We start from the raw sequence: 17,539 nt of genomic DNA, 5'->3' as shown, positions 1-17,539 counted from the left end.
CATGGTCGCCCGCGCCGCCGCTGGACGAGCTCTGGCCATCCGTTGATGAGCGTCACTACACTGGCGTCAGTGTTGGTGGTCCAGGTGCTCGGCCGTTTGCGCGTGTGGCACGGTGACCGCGAGGTTGACACCGGTCCGCCCACTCGCCGCCTCGTGCTGGGCGTCCTGCTACTGAACGCCGGGCGGTTGACGACGCGTCGCGAGCTGATCGAATCACTCTGGCAGGAGCGACCGCCGTCGAGCGCGGTCAACGTGCTGCACACCCACGTCAAGCACCTGCGCCGCCTGCTGGATCCGCAGCGCAGCCCTCGCGGTCGGGGCGGCGTGCTCGCCACCGTTGGTGACGGATACCTGTTACGGCTGCCCGACAACGCCCTGGACCTGCAGCGCTTCCGTCAGTCGGTGCACGCCGCGCAGACAGCCGAAGGCGACGGTGAGCTGGTCCGCGCGGTGGCGATGCTCCGGGAAGCGCTGCGGTTGTGGGAGGACGACCCACTCTGCGACGTACCCATGCTCGACAACCATCCGCAGGTCATGGGTCTGCGGGCGGAGCGCCGCCGGGCCCAACTGTCCTACTGGGACCTGATGCTTCAGGCTGGCCACGCGGCCGAGATCCTCGCCGCACTGGCAGTGGAGGGCGCCGTGCATCCGCTCGACGAGGCGGTGCAGGCCACGCTGATCCGGGCGTACCAGGCCACCGGGCAACGGACGGCCGCGTTCGAGCGCTACGAGGCGACCCGCCGCGCGCTCGCCGACGAACTGGGCGTGTCCCCCGGACCGGAACTGACGCGGACCCACCACCAACTGCTCGGCGAACCGGTGAACCGCCACGCGGTAGGAATTCCACGCCAGCTTCCGGCACCGGTCCCAGACTTCGTGGGTCGGGTCGACGACCTTGCCCGTCTCGACGCCGCGCACGCTACCCGCCCGCCCGGAGTCGTGGTGGTCTGTGGCACGGCGGGGGTGGGCAAGACCGCGCTCGTCGTGCACTGGGGTCACCTTCGTCGAGACCGTTTCCCGGATGGCCGGATCTACCTCGACATGCGTGGCGAGGACGTCGAACACGCCCTGCCGGCGCAGGAGGCGCTGGGCCGCCTGCTCACCGCCGTCGGCGTACCCGACCAGGACATCCCGTCCGACGCGCAGTCACGCGCCGCGCGTTGGCGTACCGAGACCGACGGCCGGCGACTGCTGGTGGTTCTGGACAACGCGGCCTCCACCGAGCAGATCCCACAGCGGGAGGCTGACCCGGGTACGGCGTGGAGCGCCACGACAGGGTGGCTGAGGGTGAATCCCCACCCAACTCGACATTTCTTCCCATAGGTTCGATGCGCAGGACACAGCCGAACCGGGAGAGACGTGGACAGCTATCCGGCGATCGAGGATCACGGACTCATCGGCGACCTGCAGACCGCCGCGCTGGTGACGTGCGACGGGACGGTCGACTGGTTCTGCGCGCCGCGCTTCGACTCGCCGAGTATCTTCGCCGCCCTGCTCGACAAGGAGAAGGGCGGCTTTTTCCGGATCGCGCCGCACGACGTGCGGTACGTCACCAAACAGCTCTATCTCCCCGGCACACCCATCCTGATCACCCGGTTCATCAGCGCGGACGGTGTGGCCGAGGTGACGGACTTCATGCCGGTCACCGGCGAGCGGGCCATCGACGCGCACCGCCTGGTCCGCCTCGTCACCATGGTCCGCGGCAGCATGCGCTTCCGGGTGGAGTGCCGGCCGCGGTTCGACTACGCCCGCGAGGGGCATCAGCTGGAAGCCCACCGCCACGGCTACGTCTTCCGCAGCCGGTCGGCGACGTTGACGTTCAACCCGGTCGATCCGGTGCGGCAGTTGATCTCCGAACGCGGCGACATCCGCCTGGAGGGCAACGACCTGGTCGCGTACGGCACCCTCAACGAGGGCGACACCGGCGGGGTGGTCCTGGAGACCGCCGGCACGCAGCCACGGATCATCTCCCAGGAAGAAGTCCAGGGGATGTTCGAGTGGACCCGGGACTACTGGCGACGCTGGCTTGACCGCTCACGCTACACCGGTCGCTGGCGGGAGATGGTCGAGCGCTCCGCGATCACGCTGAAACTCATGACGTACGCGCCGACCGGTGCGATGATCGCCGCGCCCACCGCCGCGCTGCCCGAGTTGGTCGGCGGCACCCGCAACTGGGACTACCGCTACACCTGGGTACGCGACACCTCGTTCTCGGTGCACGCGTTGCTCGGCCTCGGTTTCACCGAGGAGGTGAGCCGCTACATCGACTGGTTGGACGAGCGGATCCGTGAGGCCGGCGACCATCGGGATCCGCTGAAGATCATGTATCGGGTGGACGGCTCGTCCGACCTGCACGAGGAAGTTCTCGACCACCTGGAGGGCTACCGCGGCTCGCGGCCGGTGCGGATCGGCAACGGCGCCGCCGACCAGCTCCAGCTCGACATCCACGGCGAGGCCCTCTATGCCATGCACCTCGCTGACGAGCAGGGCATTCGCGTCTCGCACCAGGTGTGGCAGAGCACCGTCCGGCTCGTCGACTGGCTCTGCAATCATTGGGACCAGGCCGACGCCGGCATCTGGGAAAGCCGCCACCACCCCCGCAATTACACCTTCGGCCGGGTGATGTCCTGGGTCGCGCTGGACCGGGCCATCCGCCTCGCCACCCGCACCGGCCGCCCCGGCGCCATCGCCTCCTGGTCCGAGCAACGCAACCGCATCTACAACCAGGTCATGGACCGTGGATTCGACCGGAATCGCGGCACCTTCGTGCAGGCGTACGGCGAGAACATGCTGGACGCGGCGTTGCTCGCGATGCCGGCAGTCGGCTTCGTCACGCCGAACGACCCACTGTGGCGGTCCACCCTGAACGCGATCGAACGTGAACTGGTCTCCGACAGCCTGGTCCACCGGTACGACCCGTACCACTCCCCCGACGGTCTGCCGGGCCACGAAGGCACGTTCAACATGTGCACGTTCTGGTACGTCGAGGCCCTGGCCCGGTCCGGCCGCCTCGACGACGCACGACTCACGTTCGAGAAGATGTTCACCTTCAGCAACCACCTCGGCCTCTACGCCGAGGAGATCGCGGCGACCGGCGAGCAGATCGGCAACTACCCCCAGGCGTTCAGCCACCTCGCGCTGATCAACTCAGCGCTGGCGCTCAACGATCTGCTCGACACCGACGCCAACAGCGCGAGCCACCTTCACCGATCTTGAAGATCACGTGGGAGCCGAGCCAACTCCGGCCGGATCGCCAAGCCCCATCTACTGACGCGCAGGCCCCTCACAGTTGCACCGCCCTCGTGAAATGGATGGCGTGGCTGACGACATCGAACAACGGCTGACTTCGGCCGCTGAAGCACTCCGTGAGTACGAGACGACCACCCAGCGTAGTGCGGATCTGCGCCGGCGAATGGACGAGATGACCACGCAGCTCGCCGCATTGCGCGCACGGCACGCCCGCGAGCAGAAGGACGTCGAGCAGTTGGAGGGTCTCTCCCTGACCCGGGTGCTGGTCTCGTTGCGCGGCGCCCGTGATGACACGCTGGCGCGTGAACGCGCGGAGGCCGACGCCGCACGCTATCGGGTGACCGAGGCCGAGGGCCGGCTTGAGGCGCTACGACGGGAAGACGCGGCCACGCAGGCGCGACTGCGTCAGCTCGCCGCAGCGCCGAGCGCCTACGCCGCTGTACTCGACGACAAGGAGCGACACCTGGACGGCTCCGACGACCCGCGCCGTGCGCCGCTGCTGGCGCTGGCCGACGAGCGAGGACGGCTCAACGGTGAGCTGCACGAGGTGACCGAGGCCATGCAGGCCGCGCGGACCGCGTCACACGCCCTGTCCCAGGTACGGGACAAGCTCGGTAGCGCCTCCGGCTGGTCGACCTACGACACGTTCTTCGGTGGAGGTGCGATCAGCAGCGCGATCAAACACTCCAGGCTGGATGAGGCGGCGCACGCCGCAGCCCGTGCCGATCGTTGCCTCGTGGTGCTGCGGACCGAACTCACCGACGTCCCTGGGATGGCACTGACGGCCCCGCAGCTGGCGGTCAACGGCCTGACCCGGTTCGTCGACGTCTGGTTCGACAACATCTTCACCGACCTCGCGGTACGAGATCGGATCAAGCAGGCCGAGCAGAACATCGCCCAGTCCATGCGGCTGGTGCGCGATGTGCAAGCCCGGCTGGAGCAACGGGCAGCCCAGGTACGCGCTCGACTCGCCATGATCGACATCGAACGCCGCAATCTCCTCACCCAAGGGTGAGCGGCTCAGCGAAGATGATCGACGATGCGGGTCTCCAGGTCTGATGCTGTTCCTTATGCCAGCCGTGCCGTATGAACTTGAGCGGGCCGACGGCGCATACTCACCCGTGGAGATCGCGATCCGTCGCGGTCTCGGGCAGGACGCTGTCGGTCCGGACGGGAACGGCACCGACGGTGGCGAATCCCGGCCGGCGTCCAGCACAGTTGCCCGTGGCTGGTGACCTGCGGCAGGGGCAGTGCGCGGGCGGGCTACGTACGACGGAGACGGGGGTGGCAATGGCGCTACGAGTGAGTGGCCGTAATGCGCGGTTCCAGCAGTGGGAAGCTCTTCTCGGCAATCGGACCAAGCGGCAGCGACGCGGCGAGTTCCTCGTGCAGGGCGTACGCCCGATCACCCTGGCCATCGAGCACGGCTGGCAGATCCGGGAGCTGCTCTACGACACCGGTGCCCAACTGTCCGGCTGGGCACGCGAGACCCTGGACTCAGTCCGGGCGGAGAAGTTCGCAGTCTCGCGTGAACTGATGCACGACCTGGGAGGTAAGGCAGACGCCGTTCCCGAGCTGCTGGCCGTGGTCGCGCTGCCGGAGGACGACCTGGGCCGGATCCCGGTCGGTCCCACCATGCTCACCGTCGTGTTCGATCGCCCCACCAGCCCCGGCAACATCGGGACCCTCGTGCGGTCGGCGGATGCCTTCGGCGCCGGCGGCGTGATCGTCACCGGCCACGCCGCCGATGTGTACGACCCGAAGGCGGTCCGGGCGAGCACCGGCTCGCTGTTCGCCGTGCCCGTGGTCCGGGTTCCCTCCCACCAGGCCGTTCTGTCCTGGGTCGCTGACGTCCGTGCCGCCGGCATCGGCATGGGCATCATCGGAACCGATGAGCGCGGCACCGTGGACACCGCCGAGTACGACTTCACCCAACCCACCCTGACGTTGATCGGCAACGAGACCACCGGTCTCAGCTCCGGCTGGCGCGAGGCATGCGACCAGCTCGTCCGGATCCCCATGGTCGGGTCCGCCAGCTCCCTGAACGCGGCGACCGCCGCGACTGTCGTGCTCTACGAGTCGGCACGCCAGCGGGCCGCCGCCGCCCGGCGGTAGAAGATCCAGATCAGGCAATCTTTCCCGCTCGGATATTCGGCTTTCGGAGAACCGTAAATCGTCACCGGGATGCTTGACTTCGCCGTTGAACATGAACACATGAAGGCATCCGCGAGATTTATGGCCGTGGCTCTGGTGGCTACCCTGGTGACCACTCTGGCCGCTTGCACGTCCGACCGGACACCGCCCGTCGCCACAACCAGTGGCGCTGCGGGTACCACCTGGACCGGGGTCACACACAGTCAGAAGAGCCGAAGCTACAGCGACATGAGCGCCGGCTACACGGCTGACGGCGACTTCTGGTTCCAGGCCGACGCCGACGGCGCGGTGACCGGCTTCGCCGTTGTCGTCTTCCGACCCACCCACGACGTGTCCCAACTCAACGCCAAGGTCAACGCCGCGAAGGCAGTCGGAAGCTCGACGGCCGGTATCCTCGGGTGGCCGGCCCTGATTCCCAACGTCAGCATTCAAACGATCATCGGCGTCGAAGTGGCCTGGGCACAACCCATGCTGACCATTCACGGCCCGATCAGCGGGCAATTCCTCCACGGAAAGCTCACCCTCGGCTGGGCCGGCGAGCAGCCAGACGAGATTGCCTGCAAAGTGACGCTGAGATACTTGAACAAGAACGATGTGCTCACGGAGGGAGGCTTCAAGCTCGAATCGCCGTGGCCATCGGAAGCCGTCGGCACAGATCCGTCAGGTCTACTCATGCTCGCCACTAATTCCACGACCGAGACCCAGGATGGTGACGCCACAGTCAGCCACGCGTGGACCTGGACGGCACGGCGTGGCAGTTAGCGTCCGGACTGCACCTTTGGTTGAGTGGCCTCGCCATCACCCTCCCGGCAGTGAATCGACCAGGAAAACCTGGTCCGCGCCACCTGTGCACGGTTCCGCCGCCGCCTCGGCCGGCACCTCGGTGTCGGGGTCCCGGATGCCCAGGCACAGGTCGCTGTCCGCCGGTCGGATGCGGTACCCGGTCGGCACCGAGCCGGTCGGCTCGAAACGGAACAGTTGCGGCCAGAAGTCGGTGCGGCAGTGCTGCCATGGCTCAACCAGGTATCGGCCGGGATCCTCCCGGCGGACGGTGAGACAGCCCGGCCCGTGCACCGGGTGATCCCATTTGATGAAGTACAGGCCGTCCGCCACCGGCTGCAGGTAGGTGTCCGGTGGGGTCGCCTCGGTGCACGGACGCTGGACCGCCACCGCGTTGGGATATCGGCCGGCGCGTTCGCGTCCCTCGGTGATACAGAGCTGCGGGGCGCGGACGGGCCGGATCTGGCTTCGCCCGCCACTCGGCATGGCCGACGAACTTGCACCCGGCGAGGTGGCCGCGCCGCTCCCCTCTGGCGCCACCCGCTGCTCGTCCTCGGGCCACCAGAACCAGGCACCAGCGCCGAGCGCGGCCAGCAGCACGCTCACCACCAGCAGCGTCGGCGCAGCTCCTACGAACCGGCCCCGACGCGCCGCGCCGGATTGTCGCGTCAACGGGTCGACATCGTCCGAAGCCACCCCGGTCGACGGCAGGCCCGCCGGAGGCGTGGCCGACGTCGCTCCGAACGCGGCGTACGCGCCGGACGCGAGCCGGTCCCGTGCCCGCATCCATGCCTCCACCTGATCCTCCGCCCCACAGGCGCGGACGAACGCGGCCAACACCTCCGGTCGCGGAAGGGTGGACCGGCGAAGGACGTCGGCAGCGGTGCTGCGTGCCAACACGTCGCCTGCCGCGGCCGCGCGCTGCTCCAGCTGCCGGTACGTGAGGCCGGACCGGTCCTTGAGGCGGCGCAGCAGGTCGACGAGCCCGGCGGGGTCGGCAGCCTCGTCCGGTCGTAGCTCCCCCATGTTCATCGCCTGATTCTCCTGAGTCCGCAAACGGCGAGGCAAGACGCCGCCGAGTGACTGTCCGAGGTGGTCGGACAAGACCCGGACAAGCCGCCGTGAGCTGCGCGGACACCGCACCGCACCGAGCAGGGCATTGCACCGGGTAACCCGGTTCCCTAGCGTCTTCATCGGTGGCCGCCGCCGACCGGCGCAGGGCCGAGCGACCGGTACCGGTCCGAGCCCGACCACCTCAAGACACGGGGAGAAGGAATGCACGACGCTGCCCGAAATTCGGTGCCGCAGGCCGCCACGGCGATCGAGTACGTCGGGTTACTCCGGGACCTGCGGAGACGATCCGGCCTGACCTATCGGGAGATCTCCCGGCGCGCCTCGGCTGCCGGGCACTGGCTGCCGCCGAGCACTCTCGCCACGATGCTGGGGCGGACCACCCTGCCCCGCGAACGGACCGTCGTGGCGCTGCTGGCCGCCTGCGGTACGCCGGCAGCGGCCATCGACCAGTGGGTCGGGCTACGCCATGACATCAACGTACGCCTCGGCGAGCAGACGCGATGGGTCAACGAGTCGCTGCTCCCAAACCCGGCGTCGCCCGACCCGGCGCTGTTCGGCATGAGGCTCCCGGCCGGCAACCAGCTATCGCCGCGCCGGCCGGCGACCACGACGTACCGCGCTGCCCGCCGGCACGGTCGCCAGTTACGGCTGGCGGCGATCACGCTGGCGGGCGCGCTCGCCATCGGCGCGTACGGGGTGCTGCGGGCACGCCGACGGCCCGGACGTTCCTACGACCGGCGGTTGCCCGCTCGTGCTGCGGCTGGGCTGGTACGGCCCGACCATGCGGAGCCGCAGGAGCGGCTGACGCCGCCGTGAGACACACCGCTCCCCGCCCGGTCGCGCGGACCAGGCGGGGAGCCCCCTCACACCGGCGTTCGACTCACGGTCGAAGGCGGTTGGCGTAGACGTACGCACCCACGGACCCGCCGGTGGCAAGGCCGGCGTCGGCGTCGAAGCGGTAGTGCACGCCCAGGTAGACCCGGCTGGACGCGTTCTCCCGGGCAGCCTGGTCGAAGCCCGTCATGTGCCGAATGACGCCCTTGGCGAACGGATCGTCGGTGGTGGCATCAAAGGCGATGTCGTTGGTGCCGAAGAAGCTCTTCATCACTGCGGCCCATGCCCCGGCGAAGGTCGCGTGTCCGGAGATGTAGGCCGGGAAGGCCGGTGAGAAGGAGGTACCGTTCTCATGCTGCGACAACGGCTGCCAACCGTTGCCGATCGCGGTCTCCGGTCGCCACAGGTCGATCGAGGTCAGATATTTGGCGTCCCAGGCGGCGATGGCCGCGTCGGCGAGAGCCAGGCCGACCAAACCGAAGAGACGGGCATTGGCCAGGATGCCGAGCTTCCGTTGCTTCGCCACGATCTGGGTGTGTGCGAAGAGCTGCCCCGGCGGCTTGTAGGTGCCATCCACGTCGTTGGCCCAGAAGTGCGCGAGCTGCGTCTGGTCGGCGGTACGCAGCGACGACGTCCGGCCGCCGTAATCCCGCACCTCCTGAACCTGGTTGCGGTATTCCTGCTTGCCGAGCAGGTCCCGATAGTCGACGGCGCCGGCCGGCAGACCAGGGCGGAACTGCCGGCCCGAGGCCAGCGCGAACGGGGTGACCAGGCCCCAGTTCGGGGTGACCGCCGCATTGTGGTCGGTCGGTCGCCACGACCCGTCAACGCCGTCAGGCTGGTACTGTCCGCCGTCGACGGAGCCGTCGTTTGCGCGAGCCTGAAGATTAGCGGCTGCTGCCGCAGCACCGACTGCCGTACCCCGCGTGGCTTCGGCAGAGTTCACCCCGGACGGCCGGCGGGCGACGGCCGTGTCGAGAGCCACCTCGAGGCTCGCCCTTCGCTGCGGATAACGAGCAACCAGTACGTCGAACGCCGCCTGGTCGATGGCCGCATGCAGGGACGGGGCCACCACGTCCTCCATGTTGCCCGGATAGCTGACCGGCACCCGCACCCGGTAGGAGTTGCCGACGCCGGTGACCGAGACGGCGGCGTCGTGCATCGCCGCGTGCAGGATCGCCGCGTCCCGAGCGGCGGCGGTGGGCGGCAGAGCCAGGTTTCGGTAACTGGCCAGCAGAACGTCGTTCCAGTACAGGATCGGGTCGATGGCCGGGTCGATGGCCAACGGGGTCAGCGAGATGTTGTCCAGCCGGACGGTCGAGGCCGTCTGCCCGCCGAAATGGAAGAGGAGCACCGCCTTCGGGTCACCGAACGGGGAGACGAAGTCAAAGGTGAAACGGCGCATGGTGGAGGTGAGCGCGACGGTCTGGTCGACCGCAGAGGTGAAGGGCGTGTCGACTCGGGAAACCGAGACGCGCACGTTCCGGCTGACCTCGGCGGAGGCGTCGAACTCCAAACGGTACGGCTGGGCCGCTGTCACCCCGAACTCGAAGTGCCCGACCAGGTCCTCCCAGACCGGCTTGCCGACCGTGTTGGCGGTGTGGACGATCAGTTGGCCGGCGCTGACCGTCGTGCGGGTCGCGGCGAGCCGGGTCCACCAGGGCTCGGTCCTGCCGTTGTCGAACGTACCGTTGAGGATGAGGTTGCCGGAAGCGGCGGCGGCCGGTGCGGAACGGATGAGGGCCGGGAGGGTGCTGGCGAGCACGACCGCGAGCATCACGCTGAGCAGACGACGGAGTCGCCGCCCGGCGGTGGGGTGGCGCGGGCCGATCGATCGGATCATGGAGAGGCCTTTCCGGATCGGTTCGACGACGATCAGGTCGCCGCCATGGACGGCTCACCGTAGGAACCACCGCCCTGTTCGCAGCCACCGAACAGGCTTCGGATCAGTGCCGAACACACCTCAGCGCCCTCGACGGTCGCCGGTTCCACGTCCTGCGCCCAGGTCAGGCGCAGGTGCGTGGGCATCCAGGTCGTCAACCGCGCTTCATCCTCGCCGACCAGAACAACACGGTCGGTCCAGGTCGTGCGGTATCCCTCGGACACAGGCAGCTCGGGCAGATCGTGGTCGGACCCGGAAGGACCGGACGTCCCGACAACCTCCCCGTGACCTTGCGAAGCGCGTCCCCTCGTGGTCCAACGCCGCGTGGTCGCAGGGCAGCACACCGGCCGCGAGCTGGCTATGTTGTGGACGTCAGGTATTCGGCGAGGACATGAGAACAGGCGAGAGGCGGCCCGACGAGGCTGCCGGGATGAGGGCGTGGTGGGATGGCGCGGTACTTGATCTCGTTTGATGACGGCGCGATGGACCACATCCCCGCCGAGGAGATGCCCGACGTGGGCAAAGCCTCGCACGCGGTGGTTGAAGAGGCCGTGAACGCCGGCGTGTTCGTGTTGGGCGCTGGACTTGAACGCCAGCGGGCGAGGCTCGTGGCCACGAACGGGTCGGTCACCGATGGCCCTTATCCGGAGACCAAGCAGGTCATTGGCGGATTCGTGGTCGTCGACGTAGCCTCCCGCGATGAGGCGCTGGTGTGGGCTGCCAAGATTGCCGAGGCATGCCGCTGCACGCAAGAGGTCCGGGAGATCATGCCCGATCCAGAGACAGAGGCGATGCTCCGCCGGCATGGCAGGTGATGAACACCGGCGGTCTGAACCCCTGCCGGTGACACAGGACGCGATCGGGTGGTCGGCCGCATGCGTCCGCCCGCCTCGGGCGGCACGCTGCGCCAACTCCGCCGCTGGCGACGCCGCGTCGTCCGACTCAACCAGGTGACCAGCGTGATCTCAGAAGAGTGAGAACTGTCCGTGCGTCAACGCTCGGTCCTGCGAGCGAATTCAGGTACATCTGACCTGTGGCATGGTCCTGCGTCTGGTCGTCGTAGTGCACCGATCCGGGCAGCCCCGAGCTGCCGTGCCGCAGGACGTCCCGCAGTATCGGCTCGGCGGGACCGACCTCGGCGACGAAGCGCCATGGCGCGCCTTCGATAGCGGCGCCGCTGCGATCCGGTGTCATGAGACAGACCGAATGACCGCTACCTGCCACCGGAGTCGTCTCACCGCCGAAGAGTCCGCGTAGCGCGGGCAGTGCATTGCCGATCGGGTGCCGATCGTCGATGCGGTGTACCGCGTCGTAACGCCAACCCTCCGGATCCGCACCATGTTCGGTGGCGATCGTCTCGATCGCTCTGCACAATGCGTCGGAGACGACGACCGGTAGTGGTTCGGTCTCACCGAGCTCCCGTCTGGCCTCCTCGTGCAGGATGAGATGATCAAGTTGCAGGGTCAGGTCCGGCATGCTCGCGGCCAGATCCGTACCCAGTGGTTCACTCACCCATCGCTCCACCAGGGCCTGCACCAGACGGAAAAAGATCAGTGGTGCCGGTTGGTCTGCTCGGGCGTAGCCGTCCCACTCGCTCAGCAGGCGGTGTCCGGCTCTTGCGAGCGGGTCTGTCGGAGGGCGCGCGTCCAGGGCAGCCAGCAGCGCCGGCAGCACCCGGGCCGCTCGTCCGTCGGCCACGTCGTTCTGCCAGCGCGCACACTGCTCGGCCGTGATCAGTCCACTGCCGAGAATGAGTCGCTCGATGCGTTCCGCCCGGTACGGGGCAACCCAGTCGGCGCCGACCTGCACGCGTGCGTCGTCCGGCACCAGCTTGTGGTTGGCCGAGATGACGTAACCCTCGGTGGGGTTGACGGTCTCCGGCAGCTCATCGAAGGTCAGCAGTTCCTGCCACGATTCGGCGACGTCGTCGAACGGTGCCGGCGAGAGCCCGCTGCCCGGCCTCCGCCGCGGCACGTTTCCGGCGGTCTTGAGCGCTATGACGTCGTCGGCGGTGGCCACCACCACGTTGAGCACCGGCACCCCGAAGTCGCGTAGGGCCGTGCGGAAACGGGGATAGCTCTCCGCCCGCCACATCCGCAGACAACTGGTGATCTCGGTAGAGGGGATGAAGCCGCTCCAGAAAAGGCCGAACCGGGAGCTGTCACCCGGACCTGGCACGTCGAACTCGACGTGCCGATCTCCGCCTGCGGCGCTGACCTGGACGTCCTCGCCACCCCGTACCGAAATGACGCTCTCCTGGCTCCAGGTCGGTCGCGCTGCCCGGCCTTCGAGCAGGCAGAGATCCTGGGTGTCGACCGTGGCGTTCGTTATGCCCCAGGCGAGCTGGGTGTTACTTCCGGCGATGAGTCCGGGCAGTCCGGGAACGGTGATGCCGTACGCCGTCGTGCCGGCCGACAGCCGAAGGCCCATCTGATACCAGATGCTCGGCTGGGTGAACAGCACGTGCGGATCGTTGGCCAACAGGGGCGCGCCGGAGCGGGTGAGTCGCCCCGAGATCGCCCAGGCGTTGGATCCGGGAAACGTTTCCCCGCCCAGCAGCCCCCGCAGCCAGGCACGGGACTCCTCGGACAGCGCGGCGGACGGGGCCGGGGCGAGCACGTCCCGGTGATCCTGGCGCGGGACACCGCTCTGCCCGCGATGTCGGATCGTCACCGCGCCGTCGGCCGGATAGCGGGGGGCGAAGAAGGAGACGGCGTGGCCTGGTCGCTCCTCGGTGAGTCGCGTGCGGAAGATCTCCTGCCGAAGGTTGGTCCCGAGGTCGAACCCCAGGTGTTTGACGATGAGCACCGAGTCGAGCGGCGTCCAAGGGTCGGGCCGGTAGCGCAGCAGAAGGAACTCCACCGGAAGACCGGCCCGGCGCCGCAGCCGTCGGATCGCCGCGTTCACGCCGTCGCTGAAGGCCACCAGGCAGCCGTACGACTCCGGGTCCAGAAGGTGCAGCGAGCGGCGCGCCACCCGATCCAGAGCGAGCCGGCGGGCCCGTACGTCCTCGGGCAGCACCGGCTTGCCCAGCACCTCCGCGAGCCGGCCCCGGGCCCGCCGCCGGAGCACGTCCATCTGCCACAGCCGGTCACTCGCCTGGGCGAACCCGACCGCGAAGTAGAGGTCACGCTCGTCGTCGGCGGCGACCCACGGAACCCCCCGGTCATCGCGTCGCACGGTGGCCCGATCGGTCAGTCCGCGCAACCTCAGCGACCCACGACCAGGATGTGCCCGCACGGCCGGCTCGCGCAGTAGCCGTAGTCCCGCGTCGCGTAGCCGGTCACGTAGCACCATCACCGACCACCGCCTTCGCCGCGACGGGAGCGGCCTTGCCCACCTGCAGCCCGGGGATGTTGCGCCCCACCAGGAGATAGATCAGGACGCTGATCACCGCGAAGACGCTGACGCCCAGGAACATCGCCGTCCCCCCGTAGTGGGCCAGGATCAGCCCACCGGTGAAGGGTCCGATGAAGCCGCCGAGCTGCGCGAAGGTCTGCGCCCCGAAGTAGCTGCCGCGCCGGTCCGCCGGCGCGATCCGGTCGATGACGGCGAACTCCGCCGGGATGATGAAGGTCTCCCCGACCGTGAAGACCACCATCGCGACCACGAACTGCCAGCCCGGACCGGAGAAGGCGAAGCCCACCATGCCCGCGACGAGGAGAACCCCGCCGATGACGATCGACCGCACCGGATCACGCTTGCGCGTGTACCGCGAGACGAAGAGCTGGACGACCACCACGGTGATCGCGTTGGTGGTCAACACGTAGCCGAGAATCTTCGTCCCGTCGGTGAACCCGGCGGAGAGATGCTGCGCCAGCAGGGCGGATATCTTGCTGTGCACAGCTTCCAGGAGCAGACCGGCAGCGATGAAGCAGAGCAGCCGGAAGTCTCGGGCGACCACTCGGAAGCTGTCCCGCAGACCGTTGAGGTGGCTACGGAATCCGGTGCTGGGCTCCTGTGCGACCACCGCTGGAGTCACCGGCGGCAGGAACAGCAGCGTCAGCCCGAACAGGCAGAGGTAGACCACGTAGACCGCAGCGGCGACGAGGAAGGCCACCCGACCCCCGGAGAGGCCGGCGTACGCCCCCAGCAGCGGCCCGACGGCGAATCCGACGTTGACCGCCATGTACTGGTAGGAGAACCATCTGAGGCGGTCCTCCGCCGGCAGCAGGTCACTGAGCAGGGCCTTGGCCACCGGGTTGAAGGTGCTGCTACTCAGGGCCAGGGCGGCGTTGATGAAGAAGACCGCCACGACCCCGTTGCTGAAGTAGAAGGCGACGAAGGAGGCGATGACCCCGCACAACGCGAGCAGCAGCAGCCTGGTACGGCCCAACGCATCAGAGAGGGAACCACCGACGAAGCCGGCGAGGATCGAGAAGAAGACCGACGACCCGATGATGAACCCGATGGTGGTCGGGGTGAGGCCCAGCTCCCGATGAAGGAAGATCGCGAGGAAGGGAATCGCCACCGAGTTCGCCAGGCTCATGATCCCGGCCCCGGCGATCAGCAGCCGGGCCAGGGCCACCGGGCGCGTTGTCGTCGTCATCGGGCTGCCGACCCTGCCCCGTCCTTGGTGGTCGGATCATGGTGTTGGAGGAAGCGACGCATCAGCTCGGCCACCTCGGTGACGTACGGCCGCGAGAGCATCGCCTCGTGCCCGGCGGCGACCGATCCGTACTCCAGCCTCCCTCCGGTGATCCGCTGCCATTCGGGTTTCGGCTGTTCACCGGGGTCATGCTTGGTGTGAGTCGCCTCGATCAGCATGATCGACACCTCCGGCGGGACCGTGACCGGCGGCCAGCGCAGGGACGACATTCCGCTGAACGCGTCGAAAACCTCGGTGAGATCGCCATTGAGCAGTTGTGGCGCGTCCGGCCCGATCAGGTCCTGGACCTGGGCGAGAAGCTGCTTCTCCGGCATGGTCTGCAGCAGGCTCGGCAGCTGCGAGGGGGCGTGCTCACGAACCGCCGGGAACATCTCCGCCAGGATCGCCAGGAACGAGACGAGCTGCTCGGCACGGGACGTCCCCAGACGACGCTGCACCGCTTCCGGGCCCACCGAGTCGAGCGCCACCAGGCTGGTCACCGGGACGCCTCGGGCCCGCAACTCGTGCATGACGTAGAGGCCGAGGGTTCCCCCGAAGGAGTGGCCGACGAGATTCACCGGCCCGCCCTCCGCGGTCACGGCGATGACCTCGGCGCAGCTGCGGGCGAGACTGGTGACGGTGTCGTCACGTCCCTCCTGGTACAGCTCCCGGGTGGAGACCGCGAGGAACGAGCGGTCGTCGAACGTGGCACTCAGTTGGGCGAAGGAGGCACCGAGACCGAGTACCCCGGGAAGCGCGTAGACCGGAGCGACGCCGTCGGGTCGGTGCCGCAACGTCAGCAGCCGTCGGCCGCCGGAGGGCTCCCGATCCAGCAGCGCGGCGAGCCTGGCGTGCGGTTGCGCCAAGGCGCGCCGCAGCAGGTCGAGAAAGCCGTCAGCATAGGACTGGATGGTCGAACGGCGGAACAGGTCAGGGTTGAAGTGCCACCGCAGCTCAAGGTCCCGGTCGATGTCGAACACATCCAGCATCAGCTCCGCCTGGGTGTCCTGGGCGGGTGACGGAAGCAGGTCGACGGCGAGTCCGTCCAGCTCGATGCCGACGCGCTGGTCGTTCTGGTACGCGAACATGATCTGGTAGAGCGGCGAGTATCCGGTCGAGCGGGCTGGATTGAGCCGGCTCACGACCATGTCCAGCGGCACGTGCTGGTGCTCAAGGTCCAGCAGTGTCTCCTCCCGCACGTGGGTGAGGTAGCTGGCGAAGGTGACGGTGTCGTCGACCCGCGTGCGGCGCACCAGCGTGTTGACGAACATTCCGATGAGCCCGTCGAGTTCCGCACCGTGCCGGTTGGCGACCGGGGTGCCGACGACCACGTCATCGCTACCGGAGCGACTCGCCAGCAGCATCGCGAAGACACCGTGCAGGAGGACGAACACGGTGGTGCCGGTGGTCAGGGCCAGCGCGCGGACCTCCTCCGCGACCTGCGGGTCCAGTCGTTGGATGATGCTCTCACCCGCGTGGGTCTGCTCGATCGGGCGAGGCCGGTCGAGTGGAAGGGAGTGCACGAGCGGTAGGTCCCGGAGACGGTCCTCCCAGTAGCTGAGGTCACGGGCAGACTGCGGGCTGTCCACCCACCGCGCCACGCTGTAGGCGTAGTCGGCGTACGTCATCGGTAGCGGCGGCAGGTCGGCCGGTTCAGCCGCGGACTGCCGGTGAAAGGCCCGGTAGAGGTGATTGACCTCGCGGGCGAGGACACCGATCGACCAGCCGTCGGAGGCTACGTGATGCATGCTGATCAGCAGGGCGTGCGTCCGGGCGGTCAACTTGATCAGCCGCACCCGCAGCATGTCGTCGTGCTCGATGTCGAACGGGCGGCGCAGTTCCTGCTCGGACAGCCGCGCCACCGTTGCCCTCAGGTCGGAGTCGGGGGTCACCTCGGCTGCCTCGACCGTCAACCGGAACTGGCCGGCGGGACGGACAACCTGGACGATGCCGGTGTCGGTCAGGCGCAGCACCGTACGGAGCGTGGCGTGCCGGTCGACGATGGCCCGGAAGGCCCGCTCCAGAGCGCCGAGGTCCAGGTCACCGTCGAGCAGGGCGGCCTGGTGCAGGTTGTACGCGGCGCTGTCGCGCTGCAGGTGGGCCAGGTAGTACAGCCGTCCCTGGGGATCGGTCACCGGCACCGGCTCGTTCTCCGGAACGCGGTACAGCGGGATTCCGCCGCCGCCTGTGGTACGCCCGTCGGCACCGCCGCGCCGGACGAGTTGCGTGAGCCCGCGGACGGTCGGGTCGCGCAGGAACAGGCGCAACGGGATCTCGACACCGTACTCGCTGCCGACGCGGGCAACCAGTCGGGTGGCGAGGATGGAGTGACCGCCGAGCTCGAAGAAGCTGGTCTGCGGTTCGACCCGCTCGACACCGAGCAGATCGGTCACCAGTTGGGCGATGCGGCCCTCGTCGGCGTCACCGCTCGACGCGGTCGGGACCGGCGCGGTGACCGGGGCAGGGCCGTCCTCGGCATCGGGCAGGTGCGCCGCCTGGGTGGGATCCGGCAACGCCTGGCGATCCAACTTGCCGTTCTGGCTGAGCGGTAGGGCGTCCAGGGTGACGAAGAGACTCGGGAGCATGTATGACGGCAGCGAGGCGGCCAGCGCACGACGCAGGGCAACGGCGGTCAGTCCGGGCTGGCTCGGCACCACGTAGGCGACCAGCGCCTTGCCGTGCTGCGGCAGGTCACGGGCGACAACGGCCGCTCCGGAGACCGCGCCGAGATTGCGGATGGCGTTCTCCACCTCCCCGATTTCGATCCGGTAGCCACGGATCTTGACCTGGTCGTCCTGTCGGCCCCGGTACTCGTACTCGCCTGGCTCCACGAACACGGCCTGGTCGCCCGAGCGGTAGCCCCGCTCCCCCGTCGCGGGCAGGCGCACGAAACGCGCACGGTTGAGTCGCGGGCTGCCGAGGTAGCCACTGCTCAGCGCAGCCCCGGAGATGATGATCTCCCCCGCCTCGCCGGGCGG

The 17,539-nt window shown here is 68.6% G+C and carries 13 protein-coding genes; 7 read left to right on the top strand and 6 right to left on the bottom strand.

Annotated features, from left to right (window positions below):
* The first annotated feature begins 69 nt into the window (after positions 1–69).
* From Vlu01_RS27020 to Vlu01_RS27000, 5 genes are all read left to right on the top strand, one after another.
* Positions 70–1,323 (top strand): AfsR/SARP family transcriptional regulator, encoded by a 1,254-nt coding sequence (locus Vlu01_RS27020; protein ID WP_204004884.1) that lies wholly within the window; start codon positions 70–72, stop codon positions 1,321–1,323.
* Positions 1,324–1,359: 36 nt separating this feature from the next.
* Positions 1,360–3,216 carry a glycoside hydrolase family 15 protein gene (locus Vlu01_RS27015; RefSeq protein WP_204004882.1) on the top strand — a complete coding sequence of 619 codons (1,857 nt, stop codon included), beginning with the start codon at positions 1,360–1,362 and terminating at the stop codon, positions 3,214–3,216.
* Between the two features lie 100 nt (positions 3,217–3,316).
* Positions 3,317–4,264: a hypothetical protein gene (locus Vlu01_RS27010; protein ID WP_204004879.1), complete on the top strand. Its 948-nt coding sequence runs from the start codon at positions 3,317–3,319 to the stop codon at positions 4,262–4,264.
* A 269-nt stretch (positions 4,265–4,533) separates the two neighbouring features.
* Positions 4,534–5,364 carry an RNA methyltransferase gene (locus Vlu01_RS27005; RefSeq protein WP_204004887.1) on the top strand — a complete coding sequence of 277 codons (831 nt, stop codon included), beginning with the start codon at positions 4,534–4,536 and terminating at the stop codon, positions 5,362–5,364.
* A 69-nt stretch (positions 5,365–5,433) separates the two neighbouring features.
* Positions 5,434–6,165 carry a hypothetical protein gene (locus Vlu01_RS27000; RefSeq protein WP_204004876.1) on the top strand — a complete coding sequence of 244 codons (732 nt, stop codon included), beginning with the start codon at positions 5,434–5,436 and terminating at the stop codon, positions 6,163–6,165.
* A gap of 36 nt (positions 6,166–6,201) precedes the next feature.
* Here the strand turns inward: Vlu01_RS27000 and Vlu01_RS26995 are convergent, their stop codons facing one another.
* The gene (locus tag Vlu01_RS26995) at positions 6,202–7,215 is read right to left on the bottom strand and encodes a helix-turn-helix domain-containing protein (RefSeq protein WP_204004873.1); all 1,014 of its coding nucleotides are present in this window, start codon (positions 7,213–7,215) and stop codon (positions 6,202–6,204) included.
* Positions 7,216–7,458: 243 nt separating this feature from the next.
* Here Vlu01_RS26995 and Vlu01_RS26990 point away from each other — a divergent pair, with 243 nt between their 5' ends.
* A complete protein-coding gene (locus tag Vlu01_RS26990; protein WP_204004870.1) occupies positions 7,459–8,073 on the top strand; it encodes a helix-turn-helix domain-containing protein in 615 nt (204 codons plus the stop codon).
* A 64-nt stretch (positions 8,074–8,137) separates the two neighbouring features.
* Here Vlu01_RS26990 and Vlu01_RS26985 read toward each other — a convergent pair whose 3' ends face one another.
* Together Vlu01_RS26985 and Vlu01_RS26980 are read right to left on the bottom strand one after the other, a co-directional pair.
* A complete protein-coding gene (locus tag Vlu01_RS26985) occupies positions 8,138–9,934 on the bottom strand; it encodes a carbohydrate binding domain-containing protein (RefSeq protein WP_204004867.1) in 1,797 nt (598 codons plus the stop codon).
* Between the two features lie 32 nt (positions 9,935–9,966).
* On the bottom strand, positions 9,967–10,131 hold the full coding sequence (locus Vlu01_RS26980) for a hypothetical protein (RefSeq protein WP_239096156.1): 165 nt from the start codon (positions 10,129–10,131) through the stop codon (positions 9,967–9,969).
* Between the two features lie 288 nt (positions 10,132–10,419).
* Here Vlu01_RS26980 and Vlu01_RS26975 point away from each other — a divergent pair, with 288 nt between their 5' ends.
* Positions 10,420–10,788 carry a YciI family protein gene (locus Vlu01_RS26975; protein ID WP_204004864.1) on the top strand — a complete coding sequence of 123 codons (369 nt, stop codon included), beginning with the start codon at positions 10,420–10,422 and terminating at the stop codon, positions 10,786–10,788.
* Positions 10,789–10,915: 127 nt separating this feature from the next.
* Here the strand turns inward: Vlu01_RS26975 and Vlu01_RS26970 are convergent, their stop codons facing one another.
* From Vlu01_RS26970 to Vlu01_RS26960, 3 genes are all read right to left on the bottom strand, one after another.
* Entirely contained in the window at positions 10,916–13,270 is a 2,355-nt protein-coding gene (locus Vlu01_RS26970) for a penicillin acylase family protein (RefSeq protein WP_204004861.1), read from the bottom strand.
* The gene (locus Vlu01_RS26965; protein ID WP_204004859.1) at positions 13,257–14,522 is read right to left on the bottom strand and encodes an MDR family MFS transporter; all 1,266 of its coding nucleotides are present in this window, start codon (positions 14,520–14,522) and stop codon (positions 13,257–13,259) included. Before Vlu01_RS26965 ends, Vlu01_RS26970 begins: the two co-directional genes overlap by 14 nt.
* The coding region (locus tag Vlu01_RS26960; protein ID WP_204004856.1) for an alpha/beta fold hydrolase at positions 14,519–17,539 on the bottom strand (3,021 nt) is incomplete at its 5' end. The genes Vlu01_RS26960 and Vlu01_RS26965, both read right to left, overlap by 4 nt.

It is taken from the genome of Micromonospora lutea, assembly GCF_016863535.1.
In the GTDB taxonomy this organism is placed as follows: Bacteria; Actinomycetota; Actinomycetes; order Mycobacteriales; family Micromonosporaceae; genus Micromonospora; species Micromonospora lutea.
This window is presented reverse-complemented; position numbering and strand designations above follow the sequence as displayed.